The organism is Acidipropionibacterium thoenii DSM 20276 (assembly GCF_000423445.1).
Taxonomy (GTDB): Bacteria; Actinomycetota; Actinomycetes; order Propionibacteriales; family Propionibacteriaceae; genus Acidipropionibacterium; species Acidipropionibacterium thoenii.
Map to the genome: position 1 here is coordinate 14619 of NZ_KE384018.1, position 22415 is coordinate 37033.

20 protein-coding genes are annotated in these 22415 nt (G+C 70.0%); 15 read left to right on the forward strand and 5 right to left on the reverse strand.

Features of this window, described 5'->3' with window-relative positions:
* Window positions 1-3 precede the first annotated feature (3 nt).
* Window positions 4-1446, reverse strand: a complete 1443-nt coding sequence (gene radA / locus G554_RS0109490) for a DNA repair protein RadA (RefSeq protein WP_027587702.1) — start codon at window positions 1444-1446, stop codon at window positions 4-6.
* A gap of 87 nt (window positions 1447-1533) precedes the next feature.
* A complete protein-coding gene (locus tag G554_RS0109495) occupies window positions 1534-2172 on the reverse strand; it encodes a VOC family protein (RefSeq protein WP_027587703.1) in 639 nt (212 codons plus the stop codon).
* A 220-nt stretch (window positions 2173-2392) separates the two neighbouring features.
* Here G554_RS0109495 and G554_RS15700 point away from each other — a divergent pair, with 220 nt between their 5' ends.
* The 14 genes from G554_RS15700 to G554_RS16805 all read left to right on the forward strand — a co-directional run bounded on the left by G554_RS15700 (window position 2393) and on the right by G554_RS16805 (window position 16000).
* Window positions 2393-3232 carry a sugar phosphate isomerase/epimerase family protein gene (locus tag G554_RS15700; protein ID WP_051232982.1) on the forward strand — a complete coding sequence of 280 codons (840 nt, stop codon included), beginning with the start codon at window positions 2393-2395 and terminating at the stop codon, window positions 3230-3232.
* Between the two features lies 1 nt (window position 3233).
* Window positions 3234-4175 carry a proline dehydrogenase family protein gene (locus G554_RS0109505; protein WP_051232829.1) on the forward strand — a complete coding sequence of 314 codons (942 nt, stop codon included), beginning with the start codon at window positions 3234-3236 and terminating at the stop codon, window positions 4173-4175.
* 41 nt (window positions 4176-4216) lie between these two features.
* Complete coding sequence (locus G554_RS0109510; RefSeq protein ID WP_027587705.1) at window positions 4217-4960, forward strand: CPBP family intramembrane glutamic endopeptidase; 744 nt, start codon at window positions 4217-4219, stop codon at window positions 4958-4960.
* 48 nt (window positions 4961-5008) lie between these two features.
* Window positions 5009-6061 carry an aspartate-semialdehyde dehydrogenase gene (locus G554_RS0109515; RefSeq protein WP_027587706.1) on the forward strand — a complete coding sequence of 351 codons (1053 nt, stop codon included), beginning with the start codon at window positions 5009-5011 and terminating at the stop codon, window positions 6059-6061.
* Window positions 6058-6882, forward strand: coding sequence for a pyrroline-5-carboxylate reductase (gene proC / locus G554_RS0109520; RefSeq protein ID WP_027587707.1), 825 nt, complete (start codon window positions 6058-6060; stop codon window positions 6880-6882). Before G554_RS0109515 ends, proC begins: the two co-directional genes overlap by 4 nt.
* A gap of 215 nt (window positions 6883-7097) precedes the next feature.
* On the forward strand, window positions 7098-7199 hold the full coding sequence (locus G554_RS17330; RefSeq protein WP_002550589.1) for a 30S ribosomal protein bS22: 102 nt from the start codon (window positions 7098-7100) through the stop codon (window positions 7197-7199).
* Between the two features lie 49 nt (window positions 7200-7248).
* A complete protein-coding gene (locus tag G554_RS18530) occupies window positions 7249-7614 on the forward strand; it encodes a glutaredoxin family protein (RefSeq protein ID WP_281167962.1) in 366 nt (121 codons plus the stop codon).
* Window positions 7615-7896: 282 nt separating this feature from the next.
* Entirely contained in the window at window positions 7897-9534 is a 1638-nt protein-coding gene (locus G554_RS0109535; protein ID WP_051232830.1) for a bifunctional uroporphyrinogen-III C-methyltransferase/uroporphyrinogen-III synthase, read from the forward strand.
* A 94-nt stretch (window positions 9535-9628) separates the two neighbouring features.
* Window positions 9629-10348: a histidine phosphatase family protein gene (locus G554_RS15705; protein ID WP_051232831.1), complete on the forward strand. Its 720-nt coding sequence runs from the start codon at window positions 9629-9631 to the stop codon at window positions 10346-10348.
* On the forward strand, window positions 10348-10932 hold the full coding sequence (locus G554_RS0109545) for a TlpA family protein disulfide reductase (RefSeq protein ID WP_027587710.1): 585 nt from the start codon (window positions 10348-10350) through the stop codon (window positions 10930-10932). Before G554_RS15705 ends, G554_RS0109545 begins: the two co-directional genes overlap by 1 nt.
* Before the next feature lie 74 nt (window positions 10933-11006).
* Window positions 11007-11723, forward strand: coding sequence for a cytochrome c biogenesis CcdA family protein (locus G554_RS0109550; protein WP_027587711.1), 717 nt, complete (start codon window positions 11007-11009; stop codon window positions 11721-11723).
* Between the two features lie 101 nt (window positions 11724-11824).
* A complete protein-coding gene (resB, locus tag G554_RS15710; RefSeq protein WP_071162188.1) occupies window positions 11825-13429 on the forward strand; it encodes a cytochrome c biogenesis protein ResB in 1605 nt (534 codons plus the stop codon).
* On the forward strand, window positions 13426-14433 hold the full coding sequence (gene ccsB, locus G554_RS0109560) for a c-type cytochrome biogenesis protein CcsB (protein WP_027587712.1): 1008 nt from the start codon (window positions 13426-13428) through the stop codon (window positions 14431-14433). The genes resB and ccsB overlap by 4 nt, the downstream gene beginning before the upstream one ends.
* Window positions 14434-14479: 46 nt before the next feature.
* Window positions 14480-16000: a GerMN domain-containing protein gene (locus G554_RS16805; protein ID WP_027587713.1), complete on the forward strand. Its 1521-nt coding sequence runs from the start codon at window positions 14480-14482 to the stop codon at window positions 15998-16000.
* A gap of 16 nt (window positions 16001-16016) precedes the next feature.
* On the opposite strand, the gene G554_RS0109570 is transcribed toward G554_RS16805, so the two are convergent.
* Window positions 16017-16823, reverse strand: a complete 807-nt coding sequence (locus tag G554_RS0109570; RefSeq protein WP_051232835.1) for an SDR family NAD(P)-dependent oxidoreductase — start codon at window positions 16821-16823, stop codon at window positions 16017-16019.
* 198 nt (window positions 16824-17021) lie between these two features.
* Between G554_RS0109570 and G554_RS0109575 the strand changes: the two genes are divergently transcribed.
* Window positions 17022-18806, forward strand: a complete 1785-nt coding sequence (locus G554_RS0109575) for a glycerol-3-phosphate dehydrogenase/oxidase (RefSeq protein ID WP_036925344.1) — start codon at window positions 17022-17024, stop codon at window positions 18804-18806.
* A gap of 47 nt (window positions 18807-18853) precedes the next feature.
* On the opposite strand, the gene G554_RS0109580 is transcribed toward G554_RS0109575, so the two are convergent.
* Both G554_RS0109580 and ilvA read right to left on the reverse strand, forming a co-directional pair.
* The gene (locus tag G554_RS0109580) at window positions 18854-20839 is read right to left on the reverse strand and encodes a cation:proton antiporter (protein WP_027587716.1); all 1986 of its coding nucleotides are present in this window, start codon (window positions 20837-20839) and stop codon (window positions 18854-18856) included.
* A gap of 43 nt (window positions 20840-20882) precedes the next feature.
* Window positions 20883-22400, reverse strand: a complete 1518-nt coding sequence (ilvA, locus tag G554_RS0109585) for a threonine ammonia-lyase, biosynthetic (RefSeq protein WP_027587717.1) — start codon at window positions 22398-22400, stop codon at window positions 20883-20885.
* Between the last annotated feature and the right edge of the window lie 15 nt (window positions 22401-22415).

Consider the following 22415-nt stretch of genomic DNA (forward strand, 5'->3'; position numbering starts at 1 on the left):
CGCTCACGCCCGTCGCCCTCCCGCTGACGCACCGGCCTCCTCGGTTGCCCGCGGGCCACCGGCGCTCCGGCGCCGGCCCAGGTTCAGCACTCCCAGAGCCTCCGCCACGGTGGCCACCTCCACCACGTGCAGGCCATGCATGGTCGGCACCTTGGAGTGCGCCTCCCTGGAGTTGCGCGGCACGATCGCCAGGTCGAAGCCCAGCCGGGCGGCCTCCCCGACCCGCCTCTCCAGGCCCGGCACCCGGCGGAGGTCCCCTGCCAGGCCCACCTCGCCCAGGGCGACCACCCGGGTCGGGAAGTTGCGGTCGATCGCTCCTGAGGCGACCGCCACCGCGATCGCCAGATCGGCCGACGGGTCGGTGACCCTGGCCCCGCCGACCGTCGAGACGTAGACGTCGCGGCTGCTCAGCGGCAGCCCGGCCTTGCGCTCCAGGACCGCCAGGATCATCGCCACCCGGCCGTTCTCCACCCCGTGGGTGGTCCGGCGCGGGTACTTCTCGGTGGCGGAGGGGGCCACCAGCGCCTGCACCTCCGCCAGCAGCGGACGGCGACCCTCCATCGTCACGGTGACGCAGGTGCCCGGCTGCGGGTCGGCATTGTCGGAGGTGAACAGCCCCGAGGGGTCGGTCACCTCGGAGATCCCGGCGTCGGTCATCTCGAAACAGCCCACCTCATCGGCCGGCCCGTAACGGTTCTTGGTGGCCCGCACCATCCGGAAGCCGGAGTGCCGGTCACCCTCGAAGGCCAGCACGACGTCGACCAGATGCTCCATGGTGCGTGGCCCGGCGATCGATCCGTCCTTGGTGACGTGGCCGACGATGACCACCGCCATCCCGCGCTGCTTGGCGACCCGTACCAGGGCGCCGGTGACCTCGCGGACCTGGGAGACGCCGCCGGGGGAGCCGTCGGCGGCGGTGGTGCCGATGGTCTGCACCGAGTCGAGCACCATCAGAGACGGATCGGTCTGTTCGATATGGCCCAGCACGGTGCCCAGATCGGTCTCCGCGGCCAGGTAGAGCTGATCGGCCAGGGCGTCGGTCCGGCCTGCCCTCAGCCGCACCTGGGCGGCCGACTCCTCGCCGGTGACGTACAGCGTGCGCCGACCGGCCTTGGCCCACTTGGCGGCGACGTCCAGCAGCAGGGTGGACTTGCCGACCCCGGGCTCCCCGGCCAGCAGGATCACCACGCCGGGAACCAGTCCGCCGCCCAGCACCCGGTCCAGCTCCCCGATCCCGGTGAGGTGCCGGTCGGCGGCCTGCTCGGAGACCTCGCCGATCCGGACCGCTCGGGCCGAGGGGACGTGCGAGGGGACGTCGGTGAGCTTCGGTGCGCCCTTCTCGACCACCGAACCCCAGGCCTGGCACTCCCCGCAGCGGCCCACCCACTTGGACGTGGTCCAGCCGCACTCGGTGCACACCCAGCCGTCGGAGCTCTTCTTCGCCATGAGTCCCAGCCTGCCAGTCGGCACTGACAGTTTCACTGAGGGTCCTCAGAGAGGGTCGTCGGGGCCGCAGTGGCTGCGGGCCCGGGCTCAGATCCTGACGAAGCCCTTCTCGGGGGTGTCCAGGATCACGGCATTGATCCCGGGATGGCCGTTCGGGCTGGTGAACTCGAAGTTGATCCCCTCGATCTGGTCGGGAATCGGCTCGCCGAGCCAGTCCTCGACCCGGTCACGTGATCCGGAGATCTCCACGGTGTCCAGCCGGATGACTCCCTCGAGCTGGATCGGCTCCAGGTTGTCGGGGGACTCCCAGTGGATGAAGTAGGGCAGCTGGGGGTCGGCGATCAGGCCCTTGATCCCGATCTGGTGCCACTCCAGGAGTCGTCCGTCGGGGAAGTGCCGCGAGCCGGGGACCGATTCCCGGTTGAGCCGCTTCTCGTAAGGAGCGAGTTCGTCAACGGCAACCGACCATCCCATCCAGCCCCCGCCCAGCTTCGACCGGGCGCGCACCGCCTGGCCGTAGATGGCCTTGTCAGCGGCCGGGTGGTCGAGCACCTCGACCACCTCGATGTAGTGCTGGCCGGTGAGCGGAAGGATGTGGTTGCGCGTGCCGAACCGCGGGTGGAACCCGCCGTCCTTGAGTTGAACCCCGAGTTTCGTACCCAGACGGGCGGCCTCAACCTTGAGGCCCTCAGGTCCTGCAACGAAAGTGAGATGGTCGACATGCATGGGGCCATTGTCCACTGGTCGGCTCACTATCTGGAAACTGGGGCCCTGGTACCGCGCCCGGCCGCTGGCGCCGCGACCCTCAGGTTGGGCGATGAACTAAGTTTGTAGGGTGCCAACCGAGGATGAGGAACCGCGACGCAACGACCCCGGGAGTCGTCTGCGGGACGCCGCCGGTGCCGACCGTCCCAGTGCCAGGCGGCCCGACGCGACCAGCCCCAGAGTGACCCTGTCCACCAGCTCGATGTACCCCGAGGCCACCGCCAGCACCTTCGAGTGCGCCTCCCAGCTCGGCTATGACGGCGTCGAACTGATGGTGGGGATGGACTCCGTCTCCGCCGACATCGACCAGGTCGTCGCGCTGTCGGACTACCACCGGATGCCCGTCACCTCGGTGCACGCCCCCTGTCTCATCGTCACCCCCAATGTCTGGGGCACCGACCCCTGGGGGAAACTCGCCACCAGCGGCGAGGCGGCCCGGCGGTTCGGCGCCCATCTCATCGTGGTGCACCCGCCGTTCCGCTGGCAGCGCGACTACGCCACCCGCTTCGAGGCCGGTATCGCCGAGCTCAACGCGGCCCCCGAGAACAAGGAGGCCGGTGTCATCTACGCGGTGGAGAACATGTACCCGTGGCGCACCCCGGCCGGGAAGTTCCTGGCCTACGCCCCCGACTGGGACCCCACGATGCGCTCCTACGACCACCTCACCCTGGACCTCTCGCACGCCTCCACCGCCCACAAGCAGTCCCTCGACCTGGTCCGCAGCTGGGGTCCGAGGCTGGCCCACCTGCACCTGACCGACGGCTCCGGCTCCTTCAAGGACGAGCACCTGCTTCCCGGCGAGGGCACCCAGCGTGCCTGGGAGGTGGTGCGCGACGCCGTCGGCCGTGGTTTCGACGGGGACGTCGTCATCGAGGTCAACACCCATCGGTTCACCAGCCGGGCCGATCGCCAGGACGCGCTCGGAAGAGTCCTGGACCAGACCCGCCGGGCGGTCGCCGAGGGGATGGCGTCACGACTGCCCAGCTACTCCGGGTCCACCGCGTGGACCGAGCGCGGTTGAGATGAGGTTCCGGGCTCGTGACCTCGCCGTCCATGCGGCGACCAGTGACCGCATCGCGGCGGCGGTGGCCAAACTGCCGCCGGCCCGCGAGATCGCTGCCTCCTATGTCGCCGGCAGGACCCTCGACCAAGCGGTGGCGACCGCCACCGACGCGGTCGACAAGGGGTTGGAGGTGTCCCTCCACCCGCTGGCTCGAGAGGCCGAGACGCCGCAGATGGCGGAGCAGGCCACCGTGCAGCTGCTGGAGACCACGGCGGCGCTGGGAGCCGATCCGGAGCTGGCACCCCACGCCGAGGTGTCGATCGCGCTGTCGACCCTGGGTATCGGGCTGGCCGAGGACGGCCCTCAGGTGGCCCTGGCCAATGCCCAGCGGATCTGCCGGGAGGCCCGCAACGCCGGGGTGCTGGTGACCGTCGCCGATGAGCGCCCCGAGACCCACGACCAGGTGCTCGACGCGGTCCGCTCACTGCTGGCCGATTTCCCCGACACCGGGGTGGTGGTCCAGGCCGCCCGCCACGACTCCCTGGACCAGATCCGAGAGCTGTCGGCCGCCGGCCGCCGGATCCGGCTGTGCAAGGGCGACTACACCGGCCCCCGTGAGGAGATGGTGGTCTCCCCCCACGATGTGGACCTGCGGATGGCGGCCTGCCTGCGGACCCTGCTGCAGGGCCCGGCGACCGCCCTGATCGCCACCCATGATCCGGTCTTCATCGCGATTGCCGAGCGATTGATCGCCGACCTCAACCGGGGTCCCCACAATGTCGAGTTCCAGATGCTGCAGGGAATCCGCCCCTTTGAGCAGCGGCGGCTGGCCGACATCGGCCACAAGGTGCGGGTGTACCTGCCCTGGGGATCCGACTGGTACTCCTACTGCACCCGGAGGATCATCGAGCGGCCGGCGAATCTGCTGCTCTTCTCGCGCTCCCTGGTGGTCCGCCGGTGAACCAGCCGGACGGCACCGGCCCGGCGTCGCGCACCCGGCGGATGCTGGTCGCCGAGACGGTGCTGGTGCTGGCGCTGTGCCTGGGCCAGTCGGCCTGGTACTCGATCCTGAGGATGATCGAGAGGATGACTCGCGGGGTCCCGTTGTCCCAGCAGTCCTCGGCCCTCAACACCTCGGTGACCCCGGGGCGGCCCTGGCTCGACCTGCTCTACCAGCTCTCCGGGATCGGCTTCGCGGTGGTGCCGGCGGGACTGGCGCTGTATCTGCTGGCGCACATCGACCCGCCCGGTTCAGGGGTCCGACGCCGACTGGGCCTGGTCGGCCCCGGCTGGGGCCATGACGCCGGGGCGGGGGTGGTGATCGCCGCGCTGATCGGGATCCCGGGCCTGGGGTGGTACCTGGGGGCCAGGGCCGTGGGGCTCAACACCACGGTGGCCGCCGCCAATCTGCAGAGCGCCTGGTGGGTCATCCCGGTGTTGATCCTCTCGGCGGTGATGAACGCCGTCCTGGAGGAGGTCGTGATGGTGGGCTACCTGCTCACCCGGTGGGCCCAGGCCGGATGGCGGACCCTCACCGCGGTGCTGGTCAGTGCCCTGATCCGCGGCACCTATCACCTCTACCAGGGCTGGGGCGGGTTCGCCGGAAATATCGTGATGGGTGTGATCTTCGGGTGGATCTTCACCCGCACCCGCAGGGTGCTGCCCCTGGTGATCGCTCACACCATCCTTGACGTCGTCTCCTTCGTCGGCTACACACTGCTGGCCCCGCACGTCTCCTGGTTGTGAGCTGGTCACCATCTCGGCCGGCCGGTGCGGGGACATAGAATCTCCCCCATGCGAGTCGGAGTCTTCGGAGCAACCGGGCAGGTCGGTGGGGTCATGCGGACCCTGCTGGCACAGCGTCACTTCCCCCTCGACGATGTGAGGTTCTTCTCCTCGTCGCGGTCGGCCGGAAAGGTGCTGGACTTCCAGGGATCCCCGATCACCGTCGAGGACACCGCCACCGCCGACTTCTCCGGGATCGACATCGCGCTGTTCTCCGCAGGGGGCGGGACCTCCCGTGAGTTCGCCCCCCGGGTGGCCGCGGCCGGTGCGGTGGTGGTCGACAACTCCTCGGCCTGGCGCAAGGACCCCCAGGTCCCACTGGTGGTCGCCGAGGTCAATCCTGGCGACATCGCCCATCGGCCCAAGGGGATCATCGCCAACCCGAACTGCACCACGATGGCCGCGATGCCGATCCTCAAGCCGCTGCATGACGCCGCCGGACTGACCCGCCTCGTCGTGGCCACCTATCAGGCGGTGTCAGGATCGGGGCTCGCCGGGGTACGCGCCCTGGACCAGCAGAGCCGGGCCATCGCCGATCCCGCCGCGCTGGCCCTCGGGGGTCTGCTGGATCCGGGTGCGGATCCGGGCCCCTATGTCGCCCCGATCGCCTTCAACGCCGTCCCGCTGGCCGGGAACCTGGTCGCCGACGGATCCGGGGAGACCGACGAGGAGCAGAAGCTGCGCAACGAGTCGCGCAAGATCCTGCACATCCCCGACCTGCTGGTGGCCGGCACCTGCGTGCGGATCCCCGTCTTCTCCGGCCACGGCCTGGTGGTCCATGCCGAGTTCGCCGAGCCGCTCAGCCCCTCGACCGCCACCTCGCTGCTGGCCGATGCTCCCGGGGTCCTGCTCTCGGAGGTCCCCACACCCCGCGACGCCGCCGGTACCGATCCCTGCCTGGTGGGCCGGATCCGTGCCGACCAATCGGCTCCTGAGGGCCATGGTCTGGTGTTCTTCTGCACCGCCGACAACCTTCGCAAGGGAGCGGCTCTCAATGCCATCCAGCTCGCCGAGCTGGTGGCCGGCGAGGCCGCCAAGGCTCCGGCCGGGGTCACCCGATGAGCCGGCGGATCGCCGTGCTGGGCTGCGGGACGATGGCCGGGGCCATCGTCTCCGGGCTGCTGGCAGCAGGGACCGACAGCTCCTCCATCATCGCCACCGCGCGCAGCTCAGCGAGCCTCGAGAGGATTCGCAGCACCCTGGGGGTCACTGCCAGCTCCGACAATCGTTCGGCGGTGCAGGGTGCCCGGATCGTGCTGCTGGGGGTCAAGCCGGCGATGGCCGGCGCGGTGCTGGCCGAGGTCGCCGATGCGCTGGAACCTGGCACCGTGATCATCTCGATCGCCGCCGGGGTGAGCACGACCTCGCTGTCGGGAGCCCTGGCCGGCGCCGGAGCGCCCGAGGGACTCCCGGTGGTCCGGGTGATGCCGAACACCCCGGTCAAGGTGGGACAGGGCACCTTCATCGTCTCCGCGGCTGCCGGCGCCCAGGCGGCGGCTGAGCAGGTCAGGGAGCTGCTCGCCCCGCTCGGAACCGTCGTCGAACTGCCCGAGACACTGCATGACGCCGCCACCGCGATCTCCGGATCGGGGCCGGCCTACATCTTCCTGGTGGCAGAGGCGATGATCGACGCCGGCGTCGCGCTGGGTATTCCCAGGGCCCAGGCCAGTGAGCTGACCATTGCGACGATGGCCGGATCGGCATCCCTGATGGCCCGCACCGGCGAGCACCCGGCGGCGCTGCGCAATGCCGTCACCTCACCGGGGGGTTCCACCGCGGCCGCCCTGGACCAGTTGGAGAGCCATCGGGTCCGCACGGCCTTCGCCAGGGCCATCGAGGCCTGCTGCCTCAAGGCCGCCCAGCTGGGTGAGGGTCCGCACTGAGCCGACGCTCAGCGGGAGCTGTCTTTGCTCAGTTCATGGCCACCGACTAGAATGACCATTTGTCTGCGCCACCGGATGCGTTGACGTGCCTGCTGTCGGATCGGCGGGCCGACAGCACCCGGCGGACATCTGGCAATCACCGTGCGGACCCCCTCGGGGTCCATGCAATCCGGTCCGGACCGAATGGTCGAGACCGAAACGAGAAGAGGTCCACTGTGGGTTCCGTTATCAAGAAGCGTCGCAAGCGGATGGCGAAGAAGAAGCACCGCAAGCTGCTGAAGAAGACGCGCATCCAGCGTCGTCGCGCCGGCAAGTGACGCCCCGGCGGCCGTGACCGGAGATCCCCGGCATCATCGCCGGGAGTCCGTGGCGCGGCCGGCGTCGTCTCGAAGCACCCCCCGTCCCCCCGACCCGCAGATCACGTCAGTCCAGCAGGGCTCAGCGGTTCCTCCGGTCGAGGGGCATGTTGTCCTTCTCGGGCGATCCGGGTGCCACCTGTGCGCGGCGGTCACCGAGCTGGTGGCTGCCGTCGCGGCAGCCCACCCCGAACTGATCCCCGACGGAGCCGTCGAGGTCGATGTCGACTCCGACCCGGCACTGAGGTCCCGATGGGGAGATCACGTCCCGGTCACCTTCGTCGACGGGGTGCTGATCGGCTACTGGTATCTCGACCGCGACACTCTGTTGGCCGCGCTGACCGAGGGCCCGACCCGGGTGAGGGTGATCCCCTGATGCCCGGCTCCCCGGATCGATCTGCGGTCACCGCGCAGCCCGCCCGTCGGTGACGGTGCTCCCGCCATGTACCACGGGGAGTTCAGAACGCTGCCACCGGGGTCGCGAAAATGTTCCTCGACTTGACGCAGAGGGGTCCGGACTGAGAGAAAAGTGGGGCAGCAGTGCGGGAGAACAAGTGTATCGGCACCCGGTCGGCGTCCTGACGGTGACCCCGCCGGAATCACTTCACCCGGAGCCGGGCACACATCGGGCGCCGGGCTCCCACGAAGGGAACTCAGGATGACTCAGACGCCATTGGGCGCTGCGGACGCGCAGGGCAGTGGCCTCCCGCCCAGCGCTACCGCGCAGGCGAGGGTGCAGTTCGTCGGCACCGGACCTGGCGATCCGGGTCTGCTCACCCTGGCGGCAGTGACGGCCATCACGAGAGCCTCCAGGATCGTCATCGACTCCCCCCAGATGAGGGCGATCCTGGCCGCCCCCGAGATCACCCTGGCGGCCGACGTCGAGATCATCGAGTCGGCCAGCACCCAGGACATCATCAGCTCACTGCTGGACGCCGTCAGCCAGGGCCTGGACGTCGTCCGGCTGGTCCGGGGGGACCCTTTCCTGGACGGCGACATCGGCGCCGAGTGCAGCGCCCTGGCAGTCGCCGACTTCGACGTCGATGTCATCCCCGGCGTCTCCCCGCTGACCGCCGTCCCCGAGTACGCCGGGGTCTCCCTGCACGGCCATGACGTCCAGCTGATCGGAGCCGAGTCGGCCTCCCGCGACCTCAGCTCGGAGGGGTATCCGTGGGCCGCCGCCGGGCTCATCGTGGTCTCCAGCACCGTCGACTCGATCCGTGAGGTGGTGGCCCACGCCGTCGAGTCGGGTCGCCCGGAGTCCGAACCGGCCGTCCTGACCCGCCATGGCGGCACCACCAATCAGGTCTCGGTGACCACCACCCTGGGCGGTCTGCCGGCCTCGGTCGCCAAGGTCGACCCGACCGAACAGGTCCATGTCGTCATCGGGCGGGTCCTCTCCGACGCCAACCGGGCCCGGCTGGACTGGTACGAGTCCAAGCCCCTGTTCGGCTGGTCGGTGCTCATCCCTCGCACCCGGGACCACTCGGCGATGCTGCCCTCCCGTCTTCAGGACTACGGCGCCCGATGTCTGGACGTCCCCACCATCAGCATGGAGCCGCCGCGGACCCCCCAGCAGATGGACAAGGCCATCCGCGGGATGGTCGAGGGCCGTTACGAGTGGGTCGTCTTCACCTCGGCCAATGCGGTGCGGGCGGTCCGCGAGAAGCTCGAGACCATCGGGCTGGACTCCCGGGCCTACTCCGGGCTGAGGATCGCCGCGATCTTCGAGTCCACCGTCAAAGCCCTGGCGGAATGGGGGGTGCGCCCCGACCTGACACCACCGGGAGAGCAGTCGACGGCCGCCCTGGCAGCGATCTTCCCGGCATTCGATGACGCCCTGGACCCCATCAACCGGGTCTTCGTGCCGCGAGCCGACATCGCCACCGAGTCGCTGTCTGCCGAACTGTCGGCACTTGGCTGGGAGGTCGAGGACGTCATCGGCTACCGCACCGTGCGGGCCGCCCCACCGCCGGCAGAGACCCGCGACGCCATCAAGACCGGCAAGTTCGACGCCGTCGTCTTCACCTCCTCGACCACCGTGCGCAACCTGGTCGGGATCGCCGGCAAACCGCACAAGCACACCGTGGTGGCCGCCATCGGCCCGCACACCGCGGAGACCTGCCAGGAGCACGGTCTGGACGTCGACGTGGTCGCCCCCGAGCCGACCGCCACCGCCCTGGCGGACGCCCTGGCCGATTTCGCCGCGATCCGCCGCGACGAGTTGATCGCCAAGGGGCGTCCGGTGATCCGGCCCTCCCAGCGCAAGCGTCGGGGACGCCAGCCCGGCCACTGACGACCGCGAGCTGGACGGGGGCCGTAGATTGGGGGCTGCGCCACCTTCTGGCATCGACCGGACGCCAGGCCACAACCCCAGGAATGGAGCCCAGATGAGTCGCACGACGACCGTGCACCTGCTGCGCCACGGTGAGGTCGACAACCCCGCCGGCGTCCTCTACGGGCAACTTCCCGACTACCACCTGTCACCGGTGGGACGCCGGATGGCGGCCCGGGCCGCCGAGTACTTCGCCGACATCCCGCTGGGCGCCCTCATCAGCTCCCCCCTGGAGCGTGCCCAGGAGACCATCGCCCCCACCGCCGCCCTGCACCCCGACCTCCAGGTGCGCCTGGAACCGGCCGTCATCGAGGCTGCCAGCTACTTCGAGGGCCAGGTCTTCGGCCACGGCAACAAGGCACTGCGCGACCCGCGCAACTGGAAGTACCTGCGCAACCCGCTGCGGCCCAGCTGGGGGGAGCCCTACAAGGCCATCGCGGCGCGGATGCACGGCGCCATCCTGGCCGCCGCGCGCGAGGTCGGCGAGGGTGGTCAGGCGCTCATCGTCTCCCATCAGCTGCCGATCTGGATCGCCCATCTGTCGGCCGCCGGGCGTCGGCTGGCCCACGACCCGCGCTCGCGGGTCTGCACCCTGGGATCGGTGACCAGTTTCGGGGTGCTGGACGGCCGGATCGTGCGGATCGACTACGCCGAACCCTCGGCCGACCTGGTTCCCAGGAGTGCCAGACGGGCCAACATCTCCGCAGGGGGATCACCGGCCGCCGGCGCAGCAGACCCCGGCGACCATCCTGGCCAGGGCGGGTCCGGCCGCTGATGGACCGGCGAACCCTGCTGGGCGCCGCCGGGCTGCTGCTGGTCGCCCCGATCTCCGGTGCCCTGCTGGCCGGCTGCTCCGACTCGCCGTCGGCCTCCGGTGACAACGGATTCGCCACCGGCGACGGGTCCTACACCAAGGTTCCGGCGGCCGACCGGAAGGCCGCCCCCACGCTGACCGGGACCTCCCTGGACGGCAAGCCGCTCAGCACCGCGGACTCCGCCGGGAAGGTGATCGTCATCAACGTCTGGGGATCCTGGTGCGCCCCCTGCCGTCACGAGGCGCCCGCCCTGGTGGCGGCGGCCTCCCGCAGCTCGTCGATCGCGGCCTTCTACGGGATCAACACCCGCGATCTGGACAGGGTCCCGGCGCAGGCCTTCGTGCGGACCTTCGGGGTCGGCTGGCCGAGCTTCTACGACCCCGACGGACAACTGCTGCTGAACTTCACCAGCCTGCCCCCCAAGGCGATTCCCTCCACGGTCATCATCGACCGCCAGGGCCGGATAGCCGCCCGCTTCCTCGGCGAGGTCACCACCATCAGCCTGGTCCAGGCCGTCACCCAGATCTCGGGGGAGGCATCGTGACCCGGATGCTGGCCGGGCCGCTGATGGTGCCCCTGGACCTGGGGTCCTGGGCCGCCGAGAGTCTGCAGGGGTCGATGCTCGGGGCCATCCCGGTGGCCCTGCTGGCCGGCCTGGTGTCCTTCTTCTCACCCTGCGTGCTGCCACTGGTGCCCGGCTACCTGTCCTATGCCGCCGGCCAGAGCGCCACCGAGTCGGTCTCCAGGCCTCGAACCAGCAGGCTGAGAACCGTCACCGGATCGGCGCTCTTCGTGCTGGGATTCAGTCTGGTCTTCGTGGCCACCGGCACCGTGATCGGCGGGCTGGGCCGCACCCTGCTGATGCATCAGCGGGCCATCGAGATCGTCGTCGGAGGGCTCACCATGCTGCTCGGAGGGATGTTTGCCGGGCTCATCCCGGTGGGTCGCCGGGAACTGCGGATACACCGGCTGCCGAGGGCCGGGCTGGCCGCCGCCCCGGTGCTGGGAATCGTCTTCGGGCTGGGATGGACGCCGTGCATCGGTCCGGCGCTGAGCGTCGTCTACGGGATGTCCTTCCAGCAGGGATCGGCCCGGCGCGGGGCCCTGCTGGCGATCTGCTACGCGCTGGGGCTGGGCATCCCGTTCATCGCCGCCGGTGCCGCACTCGGCTGGGCGGGGCGGGCCACCGGCTGGGTCGGACGCCACCAGCGCGGGGTCCAGATCGCCGGCGGAGTCGTGATGATGGCTGTCGGTCTCGCCCTGGTGACGGGCTGGTGGGCCTGGCTGATGGCCCTGCTGCGCTCCTGGGCGGCACGATTCGGGGCGATCATCTGATGGCCGAGCACGACATCACCACATCCCCAGACGCCGCCGGGGCCGCGACGCCGGACAACCCCCGCAAGCGCCGGACCCCGGTGCTGGGATTTCGCGCCACGATGAGATGGCTGTGGGGCCAGCTCACCAGCATGCGCACCGCCCTGGTGCTGCTGTTCCTGCTGGCGGCGGCCGCGATCCCCGGATCACTGATCCCCCAGACCGCCTCCGGGGCGGTCAAGGTCTCCGACTTCGCCAAGGCGCACCCCACCCTGGACCGGATCTACCGGCCGCTGGGGCTCTACCACGTCTACACCTCGACGGTCTTCTCGGCGATCTACCTGCTGCTGTTCATCAGCCTGATCGGCTGCATCATCCCGCGGATCACCGCCCACATCCGGGCCCTGCGGCGTCAACCCCCGCGCACCCCGGCCCGGCTGGACCGGCTGCCCGAGCACGGCGAGGCGCTGGTGGTCGCCGACCAGGGCGAACGCGAGGAGGTCACCGCCCGCGCCCGGGCCTGGCTGAGGTCCCGGCACTACCGGACGGCTCTGGACCCGGACGGCTCGGTGCGGGCCGAACGGGGCCTGTACCGGGAGACCGGGAACCTGGTCTTCCACGTCTTCCTGGTCGTGGTGCTGATCGCCATCGGGTGGAACACCCTGTGGGGATACAAGGGCTCGGCGGTGGTGGTAGAGGGCCAGGGGTTCTCCAACAACATCACCCAGTTCGACGACTTCCACGCCGGTGCGCTGGTCGACACCGACTCCCTGACACCGTTCTCCCTCGTCCTCAAGAAGTTCACCGTCAAATTCGAGACCGGCCCGGTGCAGCGCGGGGCGGCCCGCGAGTTCAGCGCCGATGTCACGGTGACCCGCGACGGCAGCGCCAGCGAGCACAATCTGCAGGTCAACCACCCGCTCAGCCTGGGCACCACCAAGGTCCACCTGCTCGGCCACGGCTACGCCCCGGTGGTCAAGGTCACCGACGGCAACGGCCGGGTCGCCTTCCAGGGCCCGGTGGCCTTCGTCCCCCAGGACGGCAACTTCTCCTCGACCGGCGTCATCAAGGTCCCCGACGCCCGCCCCGACCGACTGGCCTTCCAGGGATTCTTCCTGCCCACCACCCAGATCGGGGCCACCGGGCCGGTCTCGGTCTTCCCCGACGCCTACAACCCGCAGCTCTTCCTCAACGCCTGGTACGGCAAGCCGATCGCCGAGACCGGCACCCCGCAGAACCTCTACGTGCTCGACACCACCGGCCTGACCCAGGTCTCCGAGAAGGGCCAGAAGGTCAGCTTCGCGCTGAAACCCGGTCAGGGCTACAAGCTGCCCGGGGGGCAGGGATCGATCGAGTTCACCGGCTACCAGCGCTGGACCAAGATCCAGGTCTCGCACTCGCCCGGGCTGCCACTGCTGTTCGGTTCCATCCTCATCGCAGTGGCCGGGCTGTGCGTCAGCCTGTTCACCCGGCCGCGCCGGATGTGGTTGCGGATCACCACGGCCGCCGGTCCCGGGGGCGGCCAGCGGGATGACGCCATCAGGGTCCAGGTCGGCGGACTGGACCGCGCCGATGCACGCGCCGGGCTGGATGAGGATGTCGCTGATCTGCTGGCGGCGGCCTGCGGTCAGCTGCCCAGGAACTCGGGGCACGATGACGAGGATGGTGCACCCGGGCTTGCGGGCGGGGATACTGTGACCGGGTTTACTGGCGAGGAGGACTCATGACATTGGCGAGTCTGTCGGCACTGGGCATCGTGACGGCCGCGGTGGTCTTCATCCTGGCCTTCCTGGCCCATGTGGCGGAGTGGGCCGCGCTGCGCGGGGTCGACGACGGTGCCTCGGTCGGCACCGTACCGGCCCAGGCTGTTCTGGTCGGCGCCGCACGGGTCGGTGCCGGGTCGGCCGGCCAGGAGCCGGCGGACGGCGGACCCGAGGTCTCCCGGGACGCCGGTGATGTCGCGGTGACCAGGGCGGAGACCTGGGGGCGGATGGGGCTCAACCTCACCGTGATCGGGGCCATCTGCCAGCTGGTCGGCGTGGTGTGCCGGGGGCTGGCCGCCCACCGGGCCCCCTGGGGCAATATGTACGAGTTCGTCACCACCGCCCTGCTGTTCGTGGTGATCGCCTACCTGGTGCTGATGACCCGCCAGAACGTGCGCTGGCTGGGGATCGGCGTCACCGCTCTGATGGCGATCGGCGACGGCCTGGCCGCCACCGTGCTCTATGTCGGGATCGCCCCGCTGGTGCCGGCCCTGCACTCGGTGTGGTTCGTGGTCCACATCGTCGCCGCCTGCCTGGCCGCCGCCGCGCTCAATGTCGGGGCGATCGCTTCGATACTCTTCCTCGTCAAGTCCCGTGCCGAGCACCGGGCCGAACGCACCGGGACGCCGATCAGAGGTTTCCTGGCCCGGGTACCCGACTGCCGGTCGATCGACAACCTGGCCTACCGGGCCCATGCCTTCGGCTTCCCGATCTGGACCTTCACGATCGCTGCCGGGTCGATCTGGGCCGAGTACGCCTGGGGCCGGTTCTGGGGCTGGGACCCCAAGGAGACCTGGTCCCTGGTCACCTGGGTGATCTACGCCGGATATCTGCACGCGCGGGCCACCGCGGGATGGCGTGGCACCCGGGCCGCGATCGTCGCGATCATCGGGATCGCCGCCTTCTGGTTCAACTTCGTCGGCGTCAACCTGTTCATCTCCGGGCTGCACTCCTATGCGGGGATCTGAGGGTGCCGGGGTCTGCGATCCCGGACGCGAGCGGACAGGAGACTGAGTGAGCGACGAGCGGTTCGACGACCGGCAGTTCTGGCTGCCGGCCCTCTATCAGGAGCAGTGGGTGCCGATGGTGCGCCTGGCTGCCCTGCTGATCTCGCCCGCTCGCCCTGATCTGGCCGGCGCCGAACTGCTGGTCCGCGACGAACTGGTCGTGATGTACCGCGACGATCCGACCTTCCACTCCTGGGACCACGTGGTGAGCACGCTGCGCGCCAATGTCACCACCGCGGCGCGCGGCGTCCACCTCGATGACACCGCCATCCGCGACCGCTCACAGCAGGGTAAGGCCGCCGGCATCAGCGGCGACCGGGCACCCCGCCATGGAACAGCCCGACCCGACGACCCAGGCGGCGCTCCTGAACTGCTGCGGGCTCTTGCCGGCCTGCCTCACCGGCTGCGTGACGTCCTGGTCATCAAGTTGTACGCCGGGACCCGGCTGGCGGAGACCGCCGATGCCCTGGGAGCCACCCGCAAGGTGGTGCGCCGGCGGCGCGACAGGGCCCTGGCCGAGTTGTGCCGGATCTGCGACCGGTCCGACGGTGATGAGCTGGAGGAGGCTCTCGAGGAGCAGCTGAAACAGGCCGGGGACCGGCTCCAGCCGGGCGACTTCCGGGCGGAGGTGCTCGACCTGGCCCGCTCGGCCCGGCAGCGCCGTTCGCACTGGGGTCAGCGTCTCTTCGTCGTCCTGGTGCTGGTGGCAGCGCTGGCAGCCGGCTACGGCTTGTCGTGGCTGTGGACGATGCCCGATGATCAGGCCGATCCGTCCTCCAGTGGGGCGGTCACCGCCGGCGGCCAGGCGCCCGAGCCCTCCGGCTCGACCGCGATCTCCACCCAGGATGGTGTCGAGGTGTTCTATCTGGGACGCTCCGACGGATTGCTCTACCGGGAGATCCGCAACCTGCCGAATGTCGGGGACCGGCTCAATACTGCAGTGACCGCAGTGCTCAGCGTGGCTCCCCTGGACCCCGAGTACACCTCCAGCTGGTCCGGTGGGCAGGTCAACGCCGCCAGCCTGGACGGCGACCGGATCACACTGGATCTGTCCCAGTCGGCGTTCGCCGGCTTCCACTCCCAGCATCAGGAGGAGACGGCGATCCAGCAGCTGGTCTATGCCGCCACTGCCGCGGTGGACAACGGGGAGAACAGGTGGGTGCGGATCCTCGTCGACGGGTCACCGAACCTGCCCCTGATCGGCAAGCCGCAGTCCGATTTCAAGCGCGGCGGAGCGAGCGTCCTCGGGCCGATGTGGGTCGACAGCCCGCTGGCCGGAGCCACCGCGAGCGGCGGGCTGCTGACCATCTCCGGGCTGGTGAGGTCAGGCCTGTCGCCACCGAGCTGGCAGCTCTACAGCGTCTCCCAGCGCAAGGTGGTGGACAAGGGTACGGTCGCCACCGGCAGCCAGCACAGCCCGTGGACCGCCTGGCAGCAGGAGGTGCCGGTGCCCGAGACCGCCGGGGAGTACCAGGTGATCCTCACCATCGGCCGGCAGAAGGCCATCAAGACCATCACCGTCAAGTAGCGGGGTTCGGCGCCGTTCAGCTGATGAGCCGTCCGGCCGCGGCGGTCGCGATCCGCGCTGGCAGCAACCTGACAGCGGCTGCCTGAGCCTTGTTGAACAGCCCGTCGACGGCCTGGGGACGGTTGCGGCTCAGGGCGGTGAATGCAGTGCGGACCACCTGGTCGGGACGACGCCGCCGACCTGGGAAGCCGTCGTCACCGGCGGCGCGGAAGAAGCCGGTACTGGTCGGCCCCGGGCATATCGCGGTGACCCGTACCCCCGAGCCCCTGGTCTCCTGCCACAGGGCCCGGCTGAAGGACAGCACGAACGCCTTCGCGGCGGCATAGCCGGCGAACCCGGGGACCGGCTGGAAGGCCGCGGTGGAGGAGACATTGATGATGGTGCCCTGGTGGCGGGCCACCATTGCGGGAAGCAGCGCCGAGCAGAGCTGGACCAGCGCCTGGCAGTCCACCGCGACCTCGCTGGCCAGCCGGTCAGGGGAGATCTCGGCAACCGTGCCCAGGGTGCCGAAGCCGGCATTGTTGACGAGGGTCTCGATCTCGATCCCGCGGGCCGACAGATCGGCCAGCAACCCGGAAGTGGCCTGGGGCTTCGACAGGTCGACCGTCTCGGTGACGACCTGGACGCCATGGCCGACCCGAATCCGATCCGCCAGCTCCGCCAGCACCTCGGAGCGCCTGCCGGTCAGCACCAGATTGACGTCGCGGGCCGCCAGATAGTCGGCGAAGGCATGCCCCAGCCCGCCGGTGGCCCCGGTCACCAGGGCCCATGGGCGCTCGTCTGGGGTCGGGATCCGGTCAGTCGGCTGCTGGTGAGCTGTCATGTCCAGATCTTAGGGCGGTCACGAATGCCCAGGGCTCGCAGCACGGGGTGCACGTCGGTTCGCAGGCCTGGCGTGGTGATGGCTGGGTGGGCAGTATCGGGAAATAAGCAAGATGGACATTGTCTAAATGCATCCTGTCCGGCCGGATCAGCTGACCTGTCCCGGCCCCGGAGACCACGACTTCAGGGAAGAAGAACTATGAGCAACTCGGACGCCATCCTGTCGGAGCAGACCCGCGCTGACCACCTGGCCGCGATGGCCGCGACCGATCCGCACCAGGGGGACGCGGGCCCACTGGACGTCCTGGTGATCGGCGGTGGGGTGACCGGCGCGGGAATCGCCCTGGACGCCGCCACCCGGGGCCTGAGGGTGGGGATCGTCGAGGCCCAGGACTGGGCCTCGGGGACCTCCTCGCGATCCTCCAAACTGGTCCACGGCGGGCTGCGGTACCTCTACCAGCTGGACTTCCCACTGGTGGCCGAGTCACTGCGCGAGCGCGGTCTGCTGCTCACCACCACCGCCCCCCACCTGGTCAGGGCCCAGCCCTTCCTGTGGCCCCTGAAGACGCCGGTCATCGAGCGTGCCTACTCGGCGGTGGGCGTCGGGATGTATGACGCGATGGCCCAGTGGGCCCACCGTGGTTCGGTGCCGATCCAGCGTCACCACACCCGTCGGGGTTCCCTGAAGCTGGCCCCGGCGCTGCGCCGCGACGCCCTGACCGGTTCCATCGTCTACTACGACGCCCGGGTCGACGACGCCCGGCTGGTCGTCGATCTGGTGCGCACCGCGGTGCGCTACGGTGCCCTGGCGGCCAGTCGCAGCCAGCTGGTCGGGCTGTCCAAGGACCCCACCGGGCGGGTCGACGGCGCCGATCTGCGCGACCTGGAGACCGGTCAGCAGCTGCACGTGTCGGCCCGTACCGTGATCAACGCCACCGGGGTGTGGACCGAGAAGTCCCAGTCGCTGTCCGGCGGCTCCGGCGGACTCAAGGTGCTGGCCTCCAAGGGGATCCACATCGTGGTGCCCAAGGACCGGATCACGTCGGAGGTGGGGATCTTCCTGCGCACCGAGAAGTCGGTGCTGTTCATTATTCCGTGGAAGCGCTACTGGGTGATCGGCACCACCGACACCGCCTACCACCTGGATCGCCGCGAGCCGGTGGCCGACCGCAGCGACATCCAGTACATCCTCGACCACGCCAACGCGGTGCTGGCCGACCCGCTGACCGTCGACGACGTCATCGGCAGCTATGCCGGGCTGCGTCCGTTGCTGCAGCCGGGCACCCTGGATGGTGACGAGTCGACCTCGACGAAGGTGTCGCGGGAGCACACCGTCACCGAGGCCGCACCCGGCCTGGTGGTGATCGCCGGTGGCAAGCTCACCTCCTACCGCAAGATGGCCGAGGACGCCGTCGACTTCGCCCTGGAGAAGTTGGGGCAGGATGTTGCGGCCCACCCCTCGGTCACCGCCCAGACCCCGTTGCAGGGGGCCGACGGCTACCACGCACTGTGGAGCCGCCGTGAGGCGATCGCCGAGCACTCGGGGCTGAGCGTCGACCATGTCGAGGATCTGCTGGACCGCTACGGCTGCGAGATCTCCGAGATCCTGCGGGCGATCGGCGACAGGCCGGATCTGGCCGGCGAGCTGACCGGCGCCCCGGAGTACCTGCGTGCCGAGATCGCCTTCGGCATCAGCCACGAGGGGGCCCTGCACCTGGAGGATCTGCTGGCCCGGCGGACCCGGATGCACTACGAGCACCGTGATCGCGGTCAAGGGGCCGCCGAGGAGGTCGCCGAGCTCGCCGGGGAGATGCTGGGCTGGGATGACCAGCAGCGGGCCGCCGAGATCGCGGCCTGGCGGGAGCGCTGCGCCGCCGAGGAGAAGGCGGCCGGCATCACCGGCGAGGTCGAGGCCCAGCAGATCCGCAACGAGGTGGGGGAGGCGACGCCGTTCATCGACGTCGCCCCCGAGGTCCAGGGCTGACCTGCTCCTGGACTGACCTGCTCCTGGACTGGGGCCGTTCCGCGGCCTCAGTCCAGGTAGACGCTGCGCGCCTCCAGGGACAGCTGATCGGCGTCCAGGGTGTCCAGGGCCGCGCTGACGGCCTCGGGGCTGAACAGGCCGTCGTCGCTGGCGTCCAGCAGGGCATCGCGCTGGGTGGTGATGAGTTTGAGCGCGTAGTTGCGGGAGATCTCGGCGGCTCGGCGGCGGTGCTGCCAGGAGGTCACCGCCTTCTGCTGGTCGCCGGCACCGGCGGTGTCGTGGTCCGGGGACCCGGAGCCCTCAGTGCCAGAGCCTCGGGACGGACGTTCCGGTCCCGCGGGCTGCTGGCGTTCGGCATCCCGGTCGAGCGGCTGGTCGCGCATGGCTGCGAACTGACGCCAGGCCAGCGCCACCGCGGCCGCCTGGACCCGGTTCTCGTCGGCCTCGACATCCTCGTGCGCCGGTTCCGCCTGCTGATCGGCACCGGCCTGCTGGTCGGAATCGGCGAGCTGATCGGCCTGGCCCTGCTGACCTGCGGCCGTCCGCCGGTCGGCACCGGCCAGCAGCTGACGCATCACCGGGGGCACCGGGACCTCGCGGGCCGCCTGGCGCAGCAGGACGCGGATCTCGTGCTGCTCGTGGGGATCGAGCCCCTCGGCGGCGGCCGGTTTGAGCAGTGACACCGCAAGTCCCAGCGTGCTGCCCTGCAGCAGCAGCGACCCGGCTGCCACCAGGAAGGCGACGAAGACCAGGAAGGAACGGTGCGGGGTGTCCAGCGGCAGGGTCTGGGCGGCGGCCAGGGTGATGGCCCCGCGCATCCCCGCCCAGATCATCACCGCACCCTCGCGGGGCCCCAGCGGGTGGTCGATGTAGTAGTCCAGATCGGAGATCCGGCGGCGCAGCCGGGTGCGGATCCGTGCCACCCGATCGGCTCCCAGGGTGACCCCGCGGAACTCCATCGAGCCGTCCTCGGGGTCCTGGGCGGCGTCCACCCGATCGGTGACCGACTCCAGTCGCGGGCGGCGCCGGGAGTGGCGTCTGGAACGTCGCGACAGCAGGCGCAGCAGCGGAGTCATGATCGCCGCCCGCAGCACCAGGGTCAGGACCAGGGCGGCCGCGGCGACCCCGGCGGCCAACTGCCAGCCGAATGACTCGGACTGCATGTCCTTGACGATCGCGGTGAGCTCCAGGCCCATCATCAGGAAGACCGCCGACTCCAGCACCAGCAGGATGGAGTTCCAGGTGTTGCGACTGGACATCCGCTGGGTCGGGGTGAGCACCCGGGGGCTGTGGTGGCTGGCCACCAGACCGGCCGCCACCGCCGCGACCAGGCCCGAGCCGTGCAGGTGCTCGGCGGGCAGGAAGGCCAGGAAGGGAGTCGCCACCGACAGCATCGTGTCGGCTGTCGGCTGGTAGGTCCTGGAGCGCAGCCAGATCATCAGATGGCCGATCAGCCATCCGACCACGATGGCCACGAGCACCGCCAGCAGGAAGTCGACGATCACCCGGCCGGCGCTCACCTGGCTGGCCATCGCCCCGATCGCGCTGGACAGGATCACCAGTGCCGAGGCGTCGTTGATGAGTCCCTCGCCCTCCAGCACCGTCACCACTCGCCGCGAGACGCCGGCCTCCTTGACGATCGAGGTGGCCACCGCGTCGGTGGGGCTGACGATCGCTCCCAGTGCCACGCAGGCGGCGACGCCGATCCCCGGTGCCATCCGATTGACGACGAAGCCGATCACCGCGGCCGAGATGGCGACCAGCAGAAAGGCCAGCACGCTGATCGGCAGCAGATTGCGGCGGAAGTCGGAGACCGGCATCCGTACCGCCGAGGAGAACAGCAGCGGCGGCAGGATGATCATCAGCACCAGCTCCGGCTCCACCTCGATCTCCGGCATGCCGGGTACCAGGGCGACGATCCCGCCCAGCAGCAGCAGGACGATGGGGGAGGCGATGCCGCTCTTCTCGGCCACCGTCTGTGAGATCGCGATGACGAACATCGCGGCGATGATGATGACGACGACGATAGTCACAGGGCCATCCTGGCACCTGCCGGATGACAGCTTCGTGACACCGTCACAACGGATCTGCCAGGAAGAACCGGTAGGCCGGGGAGTCCGAGGCATCGCGCCACGGGTAGCCGACGGCATCCAGATGGCTGACGAAGCCCGGATCATCGCGGGCCCCGGCGAACCCGGCGAGCACCCGTCCGGTGTCCATCCCGAAGCTGCGGTAGTGGAACAGTGAGATGTTCCAGCGGCTGTCCAGGGTGGTCAGGAAATGCACCAGGGCGCCGGGCGCCTCGGGAAACTCGAAGCTGGCCAGCCGCTCCGCCAGATCCTGCGGTGGTCTGCCCCCGATCATGTAGCGCAGATGGGTCTTGGCGTTCTCGTCGTCGGACAGGTCGGCCACCCGGTAGCCGCCCTCCTGCAGCGCGGCGACGATCTCAGCGCGCTCCGCCGCGGTGTGCAGGGAGACCCCGACGAAGACGGTGGCCCGCGCCGGATCGGCATACCGGTAGTTGAACTCGGTGACCATCCGGCCGCCGAGAATCCGGCAGAAGTGCAGGAAGGACCCGGGTCGCTCGGGGATCTCGACGGCGAACAGTCCCTCGCGCTGCTCGCCGAGCTGGGCCCGTTCAGCGATGTAACGCAGCGAATCGAAGTTGAGATTGGCCCCCGACAGGATGTGCGCCAACCGCTCGCCGTGCAGCCGGTGGCTCCGGACGTACTTCTTCAACCCGGCAAGGGACACCGCCCCGGCCGGCTCGGCGACCGCCCGGTTGTCGTCGAACAGATCCTTGACGGCGGCGCTGATCTCATCGGAGCCGACGGTCACGACGTCGTCGATGCACTCGCTCAGCACCCGGAAGGTCTCATCGCCGATCCGGGCCACCGCGACACCCTCGGCGAACAGTGAGACGTGGTCCAGACAGACCGGCCGGCCGGCCCGCAGGGCCGCGGCCAGGCAGGCCGACTCCTCGGGTTCGACGCCGATCACCTGGACCTCCGGCATCAGCTGCTTGACGAGCACCGCGATGCCGGCGGCCAGCCCGCCGCCGCCGACGGGCACGAAGATCCGGTCCAGCCGGGCATCGTCCTGGAGCAGCTCCAGTCCGATGGTCCCCTGGCCGGCGATCACCAAGGGGTCGTCGAAGGGGGCCACGTAGGTCAGCCCCTGCTCGGAGGCCATCGCGATGGCGTGGTCCTTGGCCTGGTCGAAGGCGGTGCCCGACAGCACCACCTCCCCGCCGAGCTGGCGGACGGCGTCCACCTTGATCGACGGGGTGCTGGTCGGCATCACGATGACGGCGCGGATCCCGAGTCGGGCTCCCGACAGCGCGACCCCCTGGGCGTGGTTGCCGGCCGAGGCGGTGACCACACCGGCGTCTTTCTGCGCCTGGGTCAGCGAGCGCATCTTGTTGTAGGCGCCGCGGATCTTGAAGGAGTGCACCGGCTGGCGGTCCTCCCGCTTGGCCAGCACGGTGTTGTCGAGTCGGTCCGACAGCCGCTCCATCGGTTCCAGCGGGGTCTGGACGGCGACCTCGTAGACCGGGGCCCGCAGCACCGCGCGCAGGTAGTCCTGGGCGCTCATCGGCGTCGCCGACTC

Bases quoted from the DNA above. Each gene is read 5' to 3' on its own strand.
- proC (WP_027587707.1), top strand. From the start codon at position 6,058: ATGAGCCGGCGGATCGCCGTGCTGGGCTGCGGGACGATGGCCGGGGCC.
- G554_RS15705 (WP_051232831.1), top strand. From the start codon at position 9,629: ATGAGTCGCACGACGACCGTGCACCTGCTGCGCCACGGTGAGGTCGAC.
- G554_RS0109505 (WP_051232829.1), top strand. From the start codon at position 3,234: ATGAGGTTCCGGGCTCGTGACCTCGCCGTCCATGCGGCGACCAGTGAC.
- G554_RS0109545 (WP_027587710.1), top strand. From the start codon at position 10,348: ATGGACCGGCGAACCCTGCTGGGCGCCGCCGGGCTGCTGCTGGTCGCC.
- resB (WP_071162188.1), top strand. From the start codon at position 11,825: ATGAGATGGCTGTGGGGCCAGCTCACCAGCATGCGCACCGCCCTGGTG.
- G554_RS0109495 (WP_027587703.1), bottom strand. From the start codon at position 2,172: ATGCATGTCGACCATCTCACTTTCGTTGCAGGACCTGAGGGCCTCAAG.
- G554_RS0109510 (WP_027587705.1), top strand. From the start codon at position 4,217: ATGCTGGTCGCCGAGACGGTGCTGGTGCTGGCGCTGTGCCTGGGCCAG.
- G554_RS0109550 (WP_027587711.1), top strand. From the start codon at position 11,007: ATGCTCGGGGCCATCCCGGTGGCCCTGCTGGCCGGCCTGGTGTCCTTC.
- ccsB (WP_027587712.1), top strand. From the start codon at position 13,426: ATGACATTGGCGAGTCTGTCGGCACTGGGCATCGTGACGGCCGCGGTG.
- ilvA (WP_027587717.1), bottom strand. From the start codon at position 22,400: ATGAGCGCCCAGGACTACCTGCGCGCGGTGCTGCGGGCCCCGGTCTAC.
- G554_RS0109535 (WP_051232830.1), top strand. From the start codon at position 7,897: ATGACTCAGACGCCATTGGGCGCTGCGGACGCGCAGGGCAGTGGCCTC.
- G554_RS0109515 (WP_027587706.1), top strand. From the start codon at position 5,009: ATGCGAGTCGGAGTCTTCGGAGCAACCGGGCAGGTCGGTGGGGTCATG.
- radA (WP_027587702.1), bottom strand. From the start codon at position 1,446: ATGGCGAAGAAGAGCTCCGACGGCTGGGTGTGCACCGAGTGCGGCTGG.
- G554_RS0109575 (WP_036925344.1), top strand. From the start codon at position 17,022: ATGAGCAACTCGGACGCCATCCTGTCGGAGCAGACCCGCGCTGACCAC.
- G554_RS0109570 (WP_051232835.1), bottom strand. From the start codon at position 16,823: ATGACAGCTCACCAGCAGCCGACTGACCGGATCCCGACCCCAGACGAG.